Annotated in this window: 15 protein-coding genes and 1 pseudogene; 13 read left to right on the top strand and 3 right to left on the bottom strand. The window is 55.1% G+C overall.

All coding sequences use genetic code 11. The features are described 5' to 3' along the window. Positions 1 to 243 precede the first annotated feature (243 nt). The 8 genes and pseudogenes from IQ241_RS07460 (at position 244) to IQ241_RS07425 (ending at position 5,974) form a co-directional block, all read left to right on the top strand. The gene (locus IQ241_RS07460; protein ID WP_193905791.1) at positions 244 to 864 is read left to right on the top strand and encodes a hypothetical protein; all 621 of its coding nucleotides are present in this window, start codon (positions 244 to 246) and stop codon (positions 862 to 864) included. A 381-nt stretch (positions 865 to 1,245) separates the two neighbouring features. After that, positions 1,246 to 2,100, top strand: coding sequence for an SDR family oxidoreductase (locus IQ241_RS07455; protein WP_193905790.1), 855 nt, complete (start codon positions 1,246 to 1,248; stop codon positions 2,098 to 2,100). Between the two features lie 394 nt (positions 2,101 to 2,494). Continuing rightward, complete coding sequence (locus IQ241_RS07450; protein ID WP_193905789.1) at positions 2,495 to 2,896, top strand: RidA family protein; 402 nt, start codon at positions 2,495 to 2,497, stop codon at positions 2,894 to 2,896. A 114-nt stretch (positions 2,897 to 3,010) separates the two neighbouring features. Then, positions 3,011 to 3,382, top strand: a complete 372-nt coding sequence (locus tag IQ241_RS07445) for a nuclear transport factor 2 family protein (protein WP_193905788.1) — start codon at positions 3,011 to 3,013, stop codon at positions 3,380 to 3,382. Positions 3,383 to 3,454: 72 nt separating this feature from the next. After that, positions 3,455 to 3,646 (top strand): hypothetical protein, encoded by a 192-nt coding sequence (locus IQ241_RS07440; protein ID WP_193905787.1) that lies wholly within the window; start codon positions 3,455 to 3,457, stop codon positions 3,644 to 3,646. Between the two features lie 289 nt (positions 3,647 to 3,935). Continuing rightward, on the top strand, positions 3,936 to 4,211 hold the full coding sequence (locus tag IQ241_RS26405) for a UBP-type zinc finger domain-containing protein (RefSeq protein WP_193905786.1): 276 nt from the start codon (positions 3,936 to 3,938) through the stop codon (positions 4,209 to 4,211). A 59-nt stretch (positions 4,212 to 4,270) separates the two neighbouring features. Continuing rightward, positions 4,271 to 5,211: pseudogene (locus IQ241_RS07430) on the top strand (DUF5996 family protein). Between the two features lie 385 nt (positions 5,212 to 5,596). Then, positions 5,597 to 5,974: a hypothetical protein gene (locus IQ241_RS07425; protein WP_228021468.1), complete on the top strand. Its 378-nt coding sequence runs from the start codon at positions 5,597 to 5,599 to the stop codon at positions 5,972 to 5,974. 163 nt (positions 5,975 to 6,137) lie between these two features. On the opposite strand, the gene ilvD is transcribed toward IQ241_RS07425, so the two are convergent. After that, a complete protein-coding gene (gene ilvD, locus IQ241_RS07420) occupies positions 6,138 to 7,823 on the bottom strand; it encodes a dihydroxy-acid dehydratase (RefSeq protein WP_193905785.1) in 1,686 nt (561 codons plus the stop codon). 146 nt (positions 7,824 to 7,969) lie between these two features. On the opposite strand from ilvD, the gene IQ241_RS26400 reads away from it, so the two are divergent. Further along, positions 7,970 to 8,101: a pentapeptide repeat-containing protein gene (locus tag IQ241_RS26400; RefSeq protein ID WP_193905797.1), complete on the top strand. Its 132-nt coding sequence runs from the start codon at positions 7,970 to 7,972 to the stop codon at positions 8,099 to 8,101. Here IQ241_RS26400 and IQ241_RS07410 read toward each other — a convergent pair. Continuing rightward, complete coding sequence (locus IQ241_RS07410; RefSeq protein WP_193905784.1) at positions 8,058 to 9,833, bottom strand: alpha/beta hydrolase; 1,776 nt, start codon at positions 9,831 to 9,833, stop codon at positions 8,058 to 8,060. The genes IQ241_RS26400 and IQ241_RS07410 overlap by 44 nt on opposite strands. Before the next feature lie 450 nt (positions 9,834 to 10,283). Between IQ241_RS07410 and IQ241_RS07405 the strand changes: the two genes are divergently transcribed. Continuing rightward, positions 10,284 to 10,532 (top strand): DUF7219 family protein, encoded by a 249-nt coding sequence (locus IQ241_RS07405; RefSeq protein WP_193905783.1) that lies wholly within the window; start codon positions 10,284 to 10,286, stop codon positions 10,530 to 10,532. A 28-nt stretch (positions 10,533 to 10,560) separates the two neighbouring features. Here the strand turns inward: IQ241_RS07405 and wecB are convergent, their stop codons facing one another. Continuing rightward, positions 10,561 to 11,715 carry a non-hydrolyzing UDP-N-acetylglucosamine 2-epimerase gene (gene wecB, locus IQ241_RS07400; RefSeq protein ID WP_193905782.1) on the bottom strand — a complete coding sequence of 385 codons (1,155 nt, stop codon included), beginning with the start codon at positions 11,713 to 11,715 and terminating at the stop codon, positions 10,561 to 10,563. Between the two features lie 128 nt (positions 11,716 to 11,843). Here wecB and IQ241_RS07395 point away from each other — a divergent pair, with 128 nt between their 5' ends. From IQ241_RS07395 to IQ241_RS07385, 3 genes are all read left to right on the top strand, one after another. After that, entirely contained in the window at positions 11,844 to 12,314 is a 471-nt protein-coding gene (locus tag IQ241_RS07395; RefSeq protein WP_193905781.1) for a CRR6 family NdhI maturation factor, read from the top strand. A 121-nt stretch (positions 12,315 to 12,435) separates the two neighbouring features. Further along, positions 12,436 to 13,602 (top strand): F420-0:Gamma-glutamyl ligase, encoded by a 1,167-nt coding sequence (locus tag IQ241_RS07390; protein ID WP_193905780.1) that lies wholly within the window; start codon positions 12,436 to 12,438, stop codon positions 13,600 to 13,602. A gap of 55 nt (positions 13,603 to 13,657) precedes the next feature. Beyond that, complete coding sequence (locus tag IQ241_RS07385; RefSeq protein ID WP_193905779.1) at positions 13,658 to 14,884, top strand: GNAT family N-acetyltransferase; 1,227 nt, start codon at positions 13,658 to 13,660, stop codon at positions 14,882 to 14,884. Positions 14,885 to 14,887: the final 3 nt, after the last annotated feature.

Below are 14,887 nucleotides of genomic sequence, written 5' to 3'. Positions count from 1 at the left end.
GGGGATGTACCGACTCAAAACCGTTTTCACAGGTGAGGTGTGTGCCAGAAAGATAGCAGCTCAAACCACCGAGTTGATGATTGAATGTAAGGCGCTCAACCGGATGACGCAGCTCGGAATGCCTGATTGCTACCGCGTTGCAGCCTAGAAAACGACCGAGATGGGAAACCCCTGTCCCTTTCTCAATTCATGCAACAAAGCCGTACAGATATAGAGTTGAAGTGCAACTCTGGGGTGAGCATTATGGAGCAGCATAAATGGCGAGATGACACCCGACAGTTGGCGATCGCACCTCGCCTGTGGCTCTGGTGGACATTGGCTCCAACAATCGCGGGGGCGATCGTTGGAGCACTGGAAGCATCAGGCTTTTTTCAGCTTGTAGCAACCATCTTTTTTACAGGTTTGTTGATTGGCGCAGCCCAATGGCTCGTTTTGCGCCAATACATTCCTAAAGCCTTTTGGTGGATAGTGGTTAGCACCCAGGGATGGACTTTTGGGCTAGCGCTGGTGAGTTCTTTCATCACACCCCTTTTTGATCCGCTTATTCAATTCCTGAGCACACTGGGCGCATGGCCAGTTTTTTGGTCGAATCTGGTCACACAGCCGATTGTACTGGCTATTTTTGGCACGGCTCAGTTTCCGATTTTGACACGATTTGTCCGTAAAGCAGAATGGTGGATTTTGGTCAGCGCTTTAGGAGGTGCGTTAGATGGAGCAAGTAGCTCAACTGTCGCGTACATTTTGCAGTCAGGGCTATTGCCAGCACCACTCCCGACAGCATTGGGCTATGGGGCAGGTTGGCTAAGCTACGGCATCGTTACCGGAATTTGTCTGCAATGGCTGTTGCGTCATCACCCCCGGTAGGGCAATACAGCACTTGTCTCTCGCGGTATTACTGGTATGGGGAATGTTAGGGCTTCATATTGCGATCGTCATTGCAAATAAAGGGCATTGCCTCTTCTATTTCGATTTTGCGGCTCATCTGTTACCCTACAAAAAAGATAATTTTTCCACCTCTAATTAATTGCCTGAGCTACCTGGGCAATGCCCACAAAACCTTACTATGAAGAGTTTTACAAAATGGTGGCCATTGCCCACCCTACTGTCAGAGTTGTCCGGAGTGTTGTTGTCATTACATAGCAAATAAATTCTAAACTTGGACAATTTCAACTCGTCGAATATTTGTTTCAAAAACTTCTGCTGTGTAGAGCAGAAGAATACTCGAAATTTAATCAGGAGATTCAAATGATCCTAGTAACTGGCGCAACTGGAAATAACGGGCTGGAGATACTCAAGCGTCTCGCCTCGCAAAACGTTCAAGCTCGCGCGATGGTGCGTGATCGCAATCGTGCCAAGGCAATTGCAGATCTGGGCTTCGAAATGGTCGAGGCTGATTTCGATCGTCCTGAAACACTGCCCTCTGCCCTGGTAAGGGTCGATCGAGCCTTCCTCGTCACCAACTCAACAGAACACGCCGAAGCACAGCAACTGGCGTTTGTCGATGCGGCACAACAAAGCGGTGTCAAGCACATCGTCAAACTGTCGCAATTTGCAGCCGATGCCCACTCACCTGTGCGCTTTTTGCGCTACCATGCGGTTGTCGAATCGGCGATCCAAGCAACCCAAATGGCGTATACGTTTTTGCGCCCCAATCTGTTTATGCAGGGCTTGTTAAACTTCCGATCATTGATCGTTGAGCAAAACACCTTTTACGCTGCGATCGGTGATGCCAAGGTGAGCGTCGTAGATATCCGCGACATTGCTGACGTTGCTGTCGCTGCTCTGACCGAAGCTGGGCATGAAGGAAAGATTTACGATCTCACGGGTTCGCAGGCGTTAACACATACCGAGATGGCAGAATATCTCTCTGCTGCCCTGAAGCGTCAGATTGCGTTTGTTGATATTCCACCCGAACAGATGCGGGAAGCCATGGTTGGCTTTGGGATGCCAGCTTGGCAAGCCGATGGACTGATTGAAGATTACGCCCACTATCGGCGCAATGAGGCCGCAGCGATCGCTTCAGGAATAGAGGATGCGACTGGCAAAGCGCCGCGTCAGTTCAAGGACTTTGCTCGCGATTATGCAACGGTATTTAGCTGACTTCCGAAATTGAACAAATCTGCCTTCGGGTCTTCAAACCAGCCTATTCATCAGTGCAGGAACGTCCTACATTGCTTGTATTTTCAGTACCTTCCCTTTCTGGCGGGAGACGGCGATCCGCTTCTATCGCAGACGGAATTCTATAGTCATCGTACCCTGGTTTGTGGTTGGATTCACTATTATTTGGATGATTTGGGAGGTTCGGAGTCAGAACTGGACGATGGAAGTCATTTTACAAGCATTTTCGCGGTTAATAGTTGTCTTGCTATTTGCAGAAATCATTGTGATTACACAGCAAGTGAATTCTGAACATTAGTATCTAAATCGGATGATGCTGAAACGAGTTTGTTTCAGCAACGCGAGATAGAATCAAACGCATTACATGAGGAACACCATGAATAAGCCCAAGTTTTTTGTTACTCCCGGTTATGGGGAATACATGCTGAATGAATTGCATTACTCGCAAGCCGTAAAAATTGGCGATCGCGTGGAGACATCAGGTCAAGGTGGCTGGGATGACAATCTGCAAATTCCCGAATCGCTTGCTGACGAGATTGCCCAGGCGTTTTGGAACGTCGAGCGAACCTTGGCGGCTGCCGGAGCGGGTTGGGAGCATGTTGTCCATGTCAATTCTTACCATGTTGGTGGGTTTTCCCCAGAAGTTAACGAGGTGATGGTCAAGCTATTTCGCCAGTACATGCCCAACCATGCCCCAATTTGGACAGAGGTAGGCGTTGCGGCTCTTGGGCTGCCAACGATGCGAATTGAAATCCGCGTTACTGCAATTGTTCCGTGAATTTTGCACAGGCGGCAATGGGGTGATTCGGCACTACGCTAAGGCGAAGGACGCACCGATCGAGAAACCGCTTTCGCTCCGTTAAAGCATCCACTTGAACAAAGGAGTAATCAGATGTCAGAGAAAAATAAAGCTATCTTAGAAGCGGCAAACGCGGCGATCGCTGCAGGCAACTATGAAGGATTCTTGTCGTTCTGCGCCGACGACACGCAATGGACGTTTATAGGCGACAAGACCCTTCAAGGAAAAGCAGCCGTTCGTCAGTGGATAGCAACGACTTACGTAGAGCCGCCAACGTTTAGGGTCGCGAACTTAATCGCTGAGGATAATTTTGTCACGGCGCTCGGCGACATCACCATGAAAGACGAAGACGGGAAGGTGGCTCATTATTCGTACTGCGATGTCTGGTGCTTTCGCGACAGTCAGATGGTCGAATTAAGGGCTTTCGTCATCCAAACCGAGGTTGAACCACAGAGGACGACGTAGCGCATATCAAGATAGTGACGATGGACATTGATCCAGCCAATTATAAATCAGTATTTCATTGAGGATGATCCGATGACGCATTCAAAACTACAACGCAAGCATGATTCCAAGCATGAGGTTACACCTCAGACTAATTCTCCCGTTAATTCTGCTCTGATTGCGATCGCGCAAGAAGTCGCTGAATTGCTGAAGCAATCCTACCCAATACAGGCTAATGAAATCGACAGCATAGAACTAATAGCTGGTGACAATTCTGCTGATTGATCGGCTCTTAGCTGAGCTGGCAAAGTCTGTCTCATGAGAGACGCCGTGATCGCTGGATTATGTTCTAATCCGTGGGGTATTATTTTGGGATTCTGACTGATAAACGCCCTCTGACGCAACAGTTCAAGCGCCTCATGGGAATGACACCTAAACAGGTTCGCTAACATCATAGGAATCCGACAAAATGCTGTAAGAATCTGCAAGAAATCGAACATTAGAACTCAGTACACTCTAGATAGTAAAAGCAACGGATAAGTACCAGGTAAACACTTGCTTAATTAGGAGCCATATGAGTTGTAGACATCTTAACGATTTGACTACTGAAACGCTCATTTCTAAAGCAAACTACCCAATGTTTCGCTGTGAAGAATGTATGCGAATCAATAGTCGCTGGGTGCATCTACGCATTTGTCAAACCTGTGGAAAGATGCTGTGTTGTGATTCTTCTGAGCATCAACATGCTCGCCGTCACCATGAGGCAACTGGACATTCGGTCGTTAGCTCGGCTGAATTGGGAGAACAATGGTTATGGTGCTTTGTCCATGAGCAGGGAAAGGACTATTGAAGCGATTTTGATTGCATTTAGCTCTCTTCCGATATCTTTCGTCAAATGGAGGTTTTTTCATGGCAGTTTTTACTCAAAGTATACCCACCGACAGCATTTGGCCCAGTTTGTCGCTAGCAGCATGGCAGGATACCTATTCAACTGTCCATCGGTGGACACAGATTGTCGGTAAAATTCGTCTTGCACTTGCTCCCAAGCTCAATCACTGGTGGCAATCTACCTTGTATGTCACGCCACGCGGATTAACAACCTCTGTCATTCCTTACGGTACCCAAGCTTTCAAATTAGCTTTGATTTCCTCGATCATCAATTACAGATTGAAACTAGCGAGGGCATGATCAAAAGAATTCCACTCACTCCACGCTCCGTTGCAGATTTCTATCAAAATGTGATGGCTGCACTGAGCGAGATAGGGATTGAAGTCCGAATTTGGACAATGCCGCAAGAAATTTCAGAACCACTCCCGTTTGATCAAGATTATCAACATGCTACTTATGACCCAGAGTATGCCCAGCGGTTCTGGCGAATCCTTGTGCAGGTAGATCGAGTTATGACCCTGTTCCGTTCACGATTTGTTGGTAAATCCAGCCCTGTCCATTTCTTCTGGGGCAGTTTTGATCTCGCGGTAACTCGTTTTTCTGGTCGTCATGCGCCAGAGCATCCAGGTGGAGTTCCGAATATGGCAGATTGGGTAACACGAGAGGCCTATTCACATGAGGTCAGCAGTTGTGGTTTTTGGCCAGGTGGTGGAGCAGTGGCAGAGCCTGTTTTTTATGCTTATGCTTACCCTGCACCAGAAGGGTTTCAAGACTACCCTGTCCAGCCCCAAGAGGCATTCTATAGCTCAGACATGCAAGAGTTTATCCTACCCTATGAAGCAGTGAGACAGGCCGATGATCCAGATGCAGCGCTCCTTACTTTTCTGCAAAGCACCTATGAGGCAGCAGCCAATTTGGGTCATTGGGACCGAGCAGCACTGGAGCGTAACCCACATCTATAAGGGTAGCAAGTACTTGTACTGGGAGAATTTGAGATTATTTCGTTTGAGCGTTACCCAGTCGAATTCAGTCCAAAGAATTTAAGAACAATGTGTTAGCGCTGGCCGATGTCACTAAGCCTTCGTGCGGAGGGTGATGAACGAGAAGTTTAGTCGTATCACCCTCTAATTTCTTTCTGTCGGCAACGACCCTATGACGCAAAAGTGGATCTTATGTCGAATCAGCACCATCATGTCACCGCTGTCATCACCCATCGCGTGCGATCGGGCCGTGAAGCTGGGTATGAAGAATGGATTAAAGGTATCGCCGCCGATGCTCGTCAATTTGAAGGGCATTTGGGTGTCAACATTCTGAAATGGACCCCAGACGGGAGGCTCCTCTGACTATGTGATTGCGCTACAGTTCGACTCAGCCGCGAACCTGGAAGCTTGGCTTAGCTCCAAAGTTCGCAAGGGTTGGATTGATCGCGTTCAACCACTGATTCAAGAGCAAGAATCAGTACAGGTTTTAACGGGCTTAGAAGGGTGGTTTCAACTGCCAAAACAGGCTGCTCCTGCGGCACCCAAGCGTTATAAGCAAGCGATTTCAGTTTGGGTGGGGGTGATGATTGTTTCCCTATTTGTGCACCCGTTGCTGGCACCCGTGATGCAATATTTGCCCTGGCTATTGCGGGTTGCTGTCAGCGTGGCGATTACAGTTTCACTCCTCTCTTACGTCATCATGCCGCGTTTGTCACGACGGTTTAAGAGCTGGTTGTTCGCTTGAGTGGATAGGGTGATGCTTCGGTCGAAGCATCGCTCAATATGATTATCTCAACCATGCTGCCTTCAGCTAACTCGGCAGACTGCACCTCAACGATGCCGCCAGGTTGAACGACAGCCGTTTGTCGAATTCCGTTCATTATGTTAAATTTTCTTGTTTCAGGTTTTTACAGATATCCCAAATCCGTGACTGCGCCTTGGCTGCTGGAGGAGACGAGCTGGGCATACTTTGCCAGCACCCCACGAGGATATCTTGGGGCCGGCGGCTGCCAGGCGGCGCGGCGCTGTTCCAGCTCTGTGTCTGAGATCTCTAGGTGGAGACGGCGAGCGTCGGCGTCGATGGTGATGGCGTCGCCTTCGTGGATCAGCGCGATCGCGCCTCCCACCGCCGCCTCCGGGGCTACATGCCCCACCACCATGCCGTAGGTACCGCCCGAGAAGCGCCCGTCCGTAATCAACCCGACCGAATCGCCCAGCCCCGCGCCAATGATGGCCGAGGTGGGGGCGAGCATTTCTCGCATTCCCGGCCCGCCCTTGGGACCCTCATATCGGACGACGAGGATGTCGCCCGGATTGATCTTCTTCGCCAGGATGGCGTCGAGGCAGGCTTCCTCCGACTCGAAGACGCGGGCCGGGCCAGTGATGCGGCGCTGCTTGATGCCGGTGAGCTTGGCGACAGCGCCCTCGGTAGCCAGGTTGCCCCGGAGAATGCCGAGGTGGCCCTGGGGATAGAGCGGCTGGTCAAAGGGGCGGATCACGTCCTGATCAGATTGGGGCTGAGAAGGGACATCGGCCAAAACTTCAGCAATGGTCTGACCGCTGATCGTGATCGCCTCACCATGGAGCAGGCCCCGATCCAGCAGCATCTTCATCACCAGGGGAATGCCGCCCGCCCGGTGCAGGTTAGTGGCGACATAGCGTCCCGAGGGCTTCAGGTCACAGAAGACCGGAACTTTGGCCCGAATCGTTTCAAAGTCGTCGAGAGTCAGCTCAACCTCGGCGGCGTGGGCGATCGCGAGCAGATGCAGCACCGAGTTGGTCGAGCCACCGACTGCCATGATCACCGCGATCGCGTTTTCAAACGCCTGGCGGGTGAGAATCTGGCGAGGCAACAGCTGCTGGCGAATCGCTTCGACCAGGACAAAAGCCGACTTTTCGGCGCTTTCAGCCTTTTCCTCATCCTCTGCCGCCATGGTCGAAGAGTAAGGCAGGCTCATGCCCATCGCTTCAAAGGCTGAGGACATGGTGTTGGCTGTGAACATGCCGCCACAGGAACCCGCTCCGGGGCAGGCATGGTTTTCGACCGCCTGGAGCGTTTCGGCGCTGATTTTACCGGCGCTGTACTCGCCAACGGCTTCAAAAGCGCTGACCACCGTTAGGTCTTTGCCGTCGTAGTGGCCGGGCTTGATGGTGCCGCCGTAGACGAAAATGGCGGGGATATTCATTCGCGCGATCGCCAGCATTGCCCCCGGCATATTCTTATCGCAGCCACCCACCGCCAGCACGCCGTCCATACTCTGCCCCATGCAGGCCGTCTCAATCGAGTCAGCAATCACCTCCCGCGAGACCAGGGAATATTTCATCCCCTCCGTACCCATCGAGATGCCATCGCTGATCGTGATAGTGCCAAACATCTGGGGCATCGCTGCCGCCGTTCGTAGACCCGCCTCGGCTCGCTGAGCCAGGGTATTCAGCCCCATATTGCAGGGCGTAATCGTGCTGTAGCCGTTGGCCAGACCGACGATGGGCTTATTAAAATCGCTATCGCCAAAGCCGGTAGCCCTCAGCATGGCGCGATTGGGGGCCCGCTGGACGCCCTGGGTAACGACCTGGCTTCTACGGTTGTCAGGCATGATTCAGTTCCTATTCTGTCCTCGGTTTTCTTTAGATTAGCCTTAACTTGGGTCTGCCCGTTAGCGGCGGCCCAATTTGTGGGAATGCTTGGCTGGAATTACTGAGTTAAGGTGATTGCTGCCAGCAACTCTGGGTTTTCCACCGCATTTTTGCCAATCTCACCGAGGCTGACCTATCCAACCAGGTTTTAACCGGCATCGACCTGCGCCGCGCTGAGCTGAAGGGCGTCAACCTCAGCGCAGCGCTAGCGTATGCAGCGGCCAGCGCAGCACGGTAACGGCGTGACTGGCCTGGAGGTGAGCGACCACCTGCTGCTGAACTCGCTGCAGCCGCGTGTGATTGTCAATCGTTTCTAGATGTACCCAGGAAACAATCAGACCTGCGGTGCTCCGGGGTGCTCCAGTCAGATTCTGGTTGAGCCGCAGCCAAACGCGGACAGTACTCGGCAGCTCAGCGGTAAACCGTAGCGGCAGCTGCGCCGTCGAGAAAGACTGGGCATAGCCGGCACCGAGGAAGGGGCCATAGCGGTCAGCCTCAGCGGTCTGTTGATTCACAAAGCTGAGCGTGACGCCGCGCAAAAACTGGCGCAGGCTGGCCGCTTCCTCACCCTGGAGCTCTGGCATGAAGGGAATTTGGGTAAGCGAGGGATTGACATTATTAGGATCGCCGACGCTCAGATGAGTGCCGCCAATCACTGCGGTCAGATACTTAGGGCCAGAAAGCTGGTCAAAGGGGGCCAGCTGCTGTGACAAAATCGGCGTGACGCCATCCTGCGTACCAGCGACAATCAGGGCAGGGACGGTGATCTGACTCAGCCCCTGCGGGCCAAACAGCCGCCCCGTCAGCGGATTCATCGCCACCACCTGGGTCACCCGCGAGTCGCTGAGGTCAGCTTCCTGCTGGGGTAGATCGACTGCCGCACACTGGAGCCAGGCTGCGGGTGAGGTGCCCAGGGGCTGAAGGTTGTTGCAGAACTCCCGCAGCGATCGCAGATCGAGCCTAGCCCCAGCTAGGGCTAAGCCCGTATAGCCGCCTAGCGAATGACCAATCAGCGTCACCTGCTCGGTATTAAACTTGCCGCGATAGACTGGCGATCGGCGGTCGAGCTCGGCCAGCTCGTCTAGCACAAAGCTGACGTCTCGCGGTCGGTCGAGAAATTCACTCGCCGGTAGAATCCGACTCGGCCGCTGCAAGATTTCTGGATCCAGGGCTAGCCCCATCAGCGCATCGACATCGCTGCCAGGATGCTCAATTGACACCACCGTCAGCCCATGGGAGGCCAGATGTTCTGCCAGATAGTTGAGAAAGTAGCGATCGGCGCCAAAGCCGTGGGATAGGACGATCAGCGGCCCCTGGGTTTCACGGCTCCAGTAAACCTCCACCGGGATCAGCCGCGCCCGCGCCCGATCAGGCAGCGTCAGCGTCCGCTGAAACACTCGCTCCGGCCCTGGCGCCGCCGGGTCAAAGAGGGCCAGTGGGGCTGGCTCGGTGGATAGCAGCTCGTGGTCTAGAACGCTGCTCAGGGCCTGGCCTTCGAGGCTGGCCAGGTTGAACTGAGAGATCAGCGCGATCGCGGCGGTCAGGTCAACTTCTAGGCTCTCTTGGGGAATGGCCCGAAGTATACTCAATAGGCTGAGGCCGTCAGCCTGCATGGCCGCGAGCCGCACCGCCGCCTGCAGCTGTTCTGGCGTTAGGTCGGGGGCAATGGTAGCCAAGGTATCGAGCAGCAGCTCGCCGTTGGGTGAGGCCAGCAGGTCACCGATGATGCGATCGCTCATCTGCGGATCGAGGTTCAGCCGCTGCTGCAGCGTCCGGCGCACCTCTGGCGTCAGAATAATCCCAAAGGCCCGCAGCCGGTCGGGCAGCCGCCCCGTGCTCGCAAAGGTTTCTAAGTCTTCCAGCTGGACGGTCTGCTGCAGCGGCCCGGCCCGCAGCACGATCCGACTCGCAGCAACCCCCGGGGAAGTCGGCTGGAAGAGCGCTATGCCCAAGCTAAGCGCTGCCGTCATAACACCCCGTTTAAAGTCTCCAATCGGGTTATGTCGCATCAATCTCATGATTTACAGCACGTTGGCCCAGCCAGAACGGCCCAGTCAATTCCGAGTCGAGTCAATTCGATCGGACAGGCAAAATCTGAAGCCATTTACACAGCGCAGGATCGGCTGGGCAAACTGACTTTAAGTATTCTACCCACTCCGTCTGGGCAGTTAAACCTATGAAACTTAATATATTTCTTTGGAAAGGTTTTACGCGATCGCGCTCGACGGCAGCGGCACTACCTCGGCCTGCATATTAAGCAAGATTGATATATCAGGTGTGCTTTATGGGAAGCCTGACTTTAAGGCGCTGTGACGGATGATTTTTCCTGAGCAAATTGCTAGCTTAAAGGCGCTAGCCTCTTAACCAACTTGCAGGGGCTAACTTGCAGGGGTTAATAGCGGGTACATCACTCATTCATTATGACCAACTCCGAACAGCAAAGAGACGACTTCATCCTGCCGCGCAGCCGCTATCGCGGCGAGTTTTCGCCCGAGGCGTTGGCCTTTAATGCCAATCTACAGGAATTCGCCAATCGGGTATCGCTGATCTGCGGGCTGGAAACCAACGGCAAAATTTCCTCCCAGGAAGCCTACGAGCAGATCAAGGCGCTCTGGAAGACTGTCAAAGTATCGAAAAAGAATCTGATCGATGGCTCTGAACCGTCTTAGCTAGGGACGTTTGCAGGTTAGACCCGTCTTAGATCAAACCAAAATGGGCCGCGACGACTTGCCGAATCCGCTCGGCGGCATGGCCATCGCCGAAGGGGTTAATCGCTTTAGCCATCGCTTTATAAGCGGCCTCATCCTCCAGCAGCTCAGCCGCTGCCGCGATCACCTGAGCTGGCGATGTCCCCACCAGCTTCGCCGTGCCCGCCGCTACCGCCTCGGGGCGCTCGGTGGTCTCTCGCAGCACCAGCACCGGCTTCCCCAGCCCCGGCGCTTCTTCCTGCAGGCCGCCAGAGTCAGTCAGCAGCATATAGCAGCGCTGGATCGCTCCGACCAGCTGGGCGTAGTCTAAGGGCTCTGTAAGAAAGGCTCGGGGATAGTTGCCTAGCGCTGCCGTCAGCGGCTCACGAACGGTAGGATTACGATGTAGCGGCAGCAGCAGCGCCGTATCGGGAAACTGTTCTAAAATGCCGAGAAAGCTCTGGATGATCTGATCCAGCGGCGCGCCCCAGTTCTCCCGGCGATGCACCGTCGAGAGAATGACCCGGTGCTGGCTCCAGTCCAAACCCGGAATGGAGCAGTCGGGGCTGTGGTCGGCCACAGTCAGCAGGGCATCGATCACCGTATTACCGGTCTGATGAATCTGGGTCGTCACGCCTGAGGCTTTCAGGTTTTGCACAGACGTGGCCGTCGGCGCGAAATGCAGCGTTGCAATCTGCGAGATCAGCCGTCGATTGGCTTCCTCTGGATAGGGATTTAAAATATTGTCCGTCCGCAGCCCGGCTTCGACATGCCCCACCGGAATTTTCTGATAAAATGCCGCCAGCGCTGCCGCAAAGGCCGTCGTCGTATCGCCCTGCACCAGCACTAGCTGTGGGCGCAGCTGCTGAAATAGCGACTCTAGCCCCTGCAAACTGCGACAGGTAATATCCGTCAGCGACTGCTGGGGCTGCATAATCTCCAGATCGCGATCGGCCTGCAGGTCAAACAGCTGCATCACCTGTGCAACCATCTCGCGATGCTGGCCGGTCAGCACCACCTGGGCCTCAAACTGAGAGGACTGCCGAAACTGGCGAATCACAGGAGCGAGCTTCACCGCTTCTGGGCGGGTGCCAAGGGTAATACAGATCCGAATCGGGGCGCGAATCGGGGCGTCAGAGGACGGACGGATGGGGGAATCGGTCATCTTTGCGGCCAAGCGTTGCGGTTAGATAGAGATATGTCGAAGATACGTTGAAAATGATCTGAAAATCTGAAAAAACGATCTGGCCTACCGCCAGGGCAGCCTGATCAACCCTACCCTAAAGTTTCTCCATGACCTACGCGATCGCGCTTACGGACCAGCATTGCCATAGCCTTGATCTGACTCCGGCCCAGCAGGTGATCGAGCCGCTGCTCAGCCAGCAGGCGTTCGACTCGACCCTGACCCTAAAATTTGACATCGACTATCCGCGCGAGCCCACCGACCCGCGCGAGCTGTCTGAGCTGCCTGAAGTGCGGCTGTGGTTTGTCCGGGCCGACAGCCGCTACCCCTGGCTGCCACTCTATCTCGACTGGGAGTCGGGTGAGCTGGGGCGCTATGCAGCAATGCTGGTGCCCCATCAGTTCAGCCCGCTGGACGGCATCCGCTACAATCCCGAAGCCCTGGAGCTGTTTGTCATGCGCAAGGTGTTTGAGATCGACCAGTGGCTGCGCAACCGTCAGATTGAGGGCCGCAGCCGACTTAAGCTAATGACTCAGATCCTGGGCTATGAGCTCAACGATGGCCTGTTTCAGCTGCTATAGCTCGAGCGGACTGAGCCGCCCGAGCCGATAATCGGGCTGCCGTTGTGCCCTACAATCTTTGGGGTGAGCGGTGCCGGTGCCAGGAGCGAGCCGAGCGTTATAGCAGAGGAGAGAGTGAGTCATGGAAATTTTAGCGACGCTGGTCGGGCTACTGTTACTGCTGGGACTGGTCGCGCTTTTTCTGGAGCGGCAGTACCGCCGCCGCCCAGGCAATGCCCTAGATCTAGCCGCAGGAGACTGGCGGATCGAAACCTATGAGCCCCAGCAGTATGTGATCTCTGGGGAGCCGCTGCTAATTAACCGCACTCGCAGTTTAGAGATCATGGTGACGGAGGTCGATCTTGAGACCACCCTGCTCTCTAAGGGCAGCCTGGATGGAATTACGGTCAAGACGCATCTGCTGCCTCACCACGCCGACGCCAGCGCTCGCCTCGACGACTACTGGTTTGCCTACATCGTCAAGGTCGGTAAGACGACTCAGATGAAGATTACCATCGAGCTAGAAGGCCCCGACCTCACCCTGCTCAAGGCCCTCTGGCTGCGTATCCGCTACCTCACCTATGGTCCCCAGGGCAGGATTCCCAAAATGGCCCACGTGGTTGTGCCGCTCCAGTTTCCTCAGCCGGATGAAGCCCCCCGCTGGCGGCAGAATCGGGTTGCCGAAGTATTGCCGGTACCGACCCATCTGCTCACCCACTTAGATAATCCGGTCGAGGTGATCCAGCGCTATGTCTCACCCCACGCCAAACCTGGCGACATTGTCACCATTGGCGAAACGCCGATTGCGATTATGCAAGGTCGCTGGCGTCATCCCAGCGAGGTCAGGCCGGGCTGGCTGGCCCGACGGCTGTGCTATTACTTCATGCCGACGTCTAGCCTGGCGACCGCCTGTGGGATGCAGACGCTGGTCGATATTGTCGGCCCTTGGCGGGTGCTGATGGCATTTTTAGGAGGCGCGATCGCGAAAGTCTTTGGCCGACCCGGCATGTTTTATCAACTGGCGGGGGAGCAGGCCCGCCTGATTGACGACGTCACCGGCACCCTACCGCCCTACGACCAGTTCATTGTCCTGGGCCCCGATCAGCCACAGCAGCTAGTCGAGCAGATCTATCAGGAAACCGGCCTGAAGGCAGCGATTGTAGACGTCAACGACCTGAAAGCCGTTAAGATATTGGCAGCTACATCCAACACCGACCCGGACCTGATCACCCAGGCTCTGCTCGATAATCCCGCTGGCAACGCCGATGAGCAGACGCCAGTAGTGCTGATCCGGCCTAAAGCCGAATAGGCTACAGTGAGAGCAGCTGTGCCTGCCGGTGCGGCGTTGGCAGTATGGAGTCTCTATGTCTGAAAGCGTGTCTCCCAACGAGCCCTTGACGATCCGCCCAATTCACTATCGGGATCTGGATCGGCTTGTTCCTACCGAAGCGCCTAAAGCGTCGGCAGCCTCTGACCCCTCAGCAGCGCCAGAGATGCTGTTTTCTGAGCACGCAGCCCGGTCTCTAGGGCTAGCTGAGTATCTGCAACAGGTGCGTCGCTGGTACGGGCCGCTTAAAGCCCTGAACCTTTTTCCTCCCCTGCAGCACCTGTTTTCAGTTTTTGTGGCCGAGCGGCAGGGGCAGCCCCAGGGGATGATTCAGGTCTCCCCCTTCAATCGCAATCGCAGCACCTGGCAGGTCGATCGCGTCTTAGTCAATCCCAGCGCCAGCCAGGCACAGCCCGCTGAGCTACAGCTCAGCCTCGACGTCAGTTCGCAGCTGCTGCGCCACTGCTTTGAGAAAATCGTCGAAGCCCATACCTGGATTACCGAAACCAACATCGGCGATAAGTTTGGGCTGGCTCTCTACCGCCACAATGGGTTTCAGCCGCTGGCCCAGATTACCTATTGGTCAATTAAACCCGAGCAGCTGCTGCCGCTGGCTGAGCCCGAACCGGCCCTGCCCAACCTGCTGCCGGTCAGCAGCGCCGATGCCCAGCTGCTCTACCAGCTAGAGACAGTCTCGATGCCGCCGCTGGTACGGCAGGTCTTTGACCATCAGATTCAAGACTTCAGGAGCAATCCTGTGAGCGGGCTAGGACAGCGTCTGAGCCACTGGCTCCAGCGCACTGAGGTGCTCTCTAACTACGTGTTTGAACCCCAGCGGAAGGCGGCGATTGGCTACTTTCAGCTGCGGGTTTGTCGCGATGGCAGCGCCCCCCACGTCGCTAAGCTGACGGTTCACCCGGCCTATACCTGGCTCTACCCTGAGCTGATGGCGCAGATGGCCCGAGCGGTGCAGGGGTTCCCGGCGCAGGCGCTGCGGCTGGCCTCGGCTGACTATCAGCCCGAACGCGAAGAGTACCTCAAGCAGATTGGCGGCGTCGAGGTCGAGCACACCCTGATGATGTCGCGCTCCGTCTGGCACAAGGTGCGCGAATCCAAGTCGGTTTCTCTGGAAGGGCTGGCGCTGCCCGACGTCCTACCAGGGCTCCAGCCCGCTGGCAAACCGACGCCGAGTCATTTTTCGCGATCGCGCCAGCAGCCCCCAGCCGAGTCCAGCCGCGAGGCGACGGGAGCATCCCAGCGGTAGGCT

Origin of the sequence: Vasconcelosia minhoensis LEGE 07310 (assembly GCF_015207255.1) — a bacterium.
Classification (GTDB): domain Bacteria; phylum Cyanobacteriota; class Cyanobacteriia; order Phormidesmidales; family Phormidesmidaceae; genus Vasconcelosia; species Vasconcelosia minhoensis.
Note: the sequence above shows the minus strand (reverse complement) of the source record. Positions and strands in the feature narration are given on the sequence as shown.

Coding starts and splice junctions, on each gene's coding strand:
- IQ241_RS07410 (WP_193905784.1), bottom strand. CDS start 9,833: ATGACGGCAGCGCTTAGCTTGGGCATAGCGCTCTTCCAGCCGACTTCC.
- IQ241_RS26405 (WP_193905786.1), top strand. CDS start 3,936: ATGAGTTGTAGACATCTTAACGATTTGACTACTGAAACGCTCATTTCT.
- IQ241_RS07455 (WP_193905790.1), top strand. CDS start 1,246: ATGATCCTAGTAACTGGCGCAACTGGAAATAACGGGCTGGAGATACTC.
- wecB (WP_193905782.1), bottom strand. CDS start 11,715: ATGACCGATTCCCCCATCCGTCCGTCCTCTGACGCCCCGATTCGCGCC.
- IQ241_RS07450 (WP_193905789.1), top strand. CDS start 2,495: ATGAATAAGCCCAAGTTTTTTGTTACTCCCGGTTATGGGGAATACATG.
- IQ241_RS07445 (WP_193905788.1), top strand. CDS start 3,011: ATGTCAGAGAAAAATAAAGCTATCTTAGAAGCGGCAAACGCGGCGATC.
- IQ241_RS07405 (WP_193905783.1), top strand. CDS start 10,284: ATGACCAACTCCGAACAGCAAAGAGACGACTTCATCCTGCCGCGCAGC.
- IQ241_RS07460 (WP_193905791.1), top strand. CDS start 244: ATGGAGCAGCATAAATGGCGAGATGACACCCGACAGTTGGCGATCGCA.
- IQ241_RS07385 (WP_193905779.1), top strand. CDS start 13,658: ATGTCTGAAAGCGTGTCTCCCAACGAGCCCTTGACGATCCGCCCAATT.
- ilvD (WP_193905785.1), bottom strand. CDS start 7,823: ATGCCTGACAACCGTAGAAGCCAGGTCGTTACCCAGGGCGTCCAGCGG.
- IQ241_RS07440 (WP_193905787.1), top strand. CDS start 3,455: ATGACGCATTCAAAACTACAACGCAAGCATGATTCCAAGCATGAGGTT.
- IQ241_RS07390 (WP_193905780.1), top strand. CDS start 12,436: ATGGAAATTTTAGCGACGCTGGTCGGGCTACTGTTACTGCTGGGACTG.
- IQ241_RS07395 (WP_193905781.1), top strand. CDS start 11,844: ATGACCTACGCGATCGCGCTTACGGACCAGCATTGCCATAGCCTTGAT.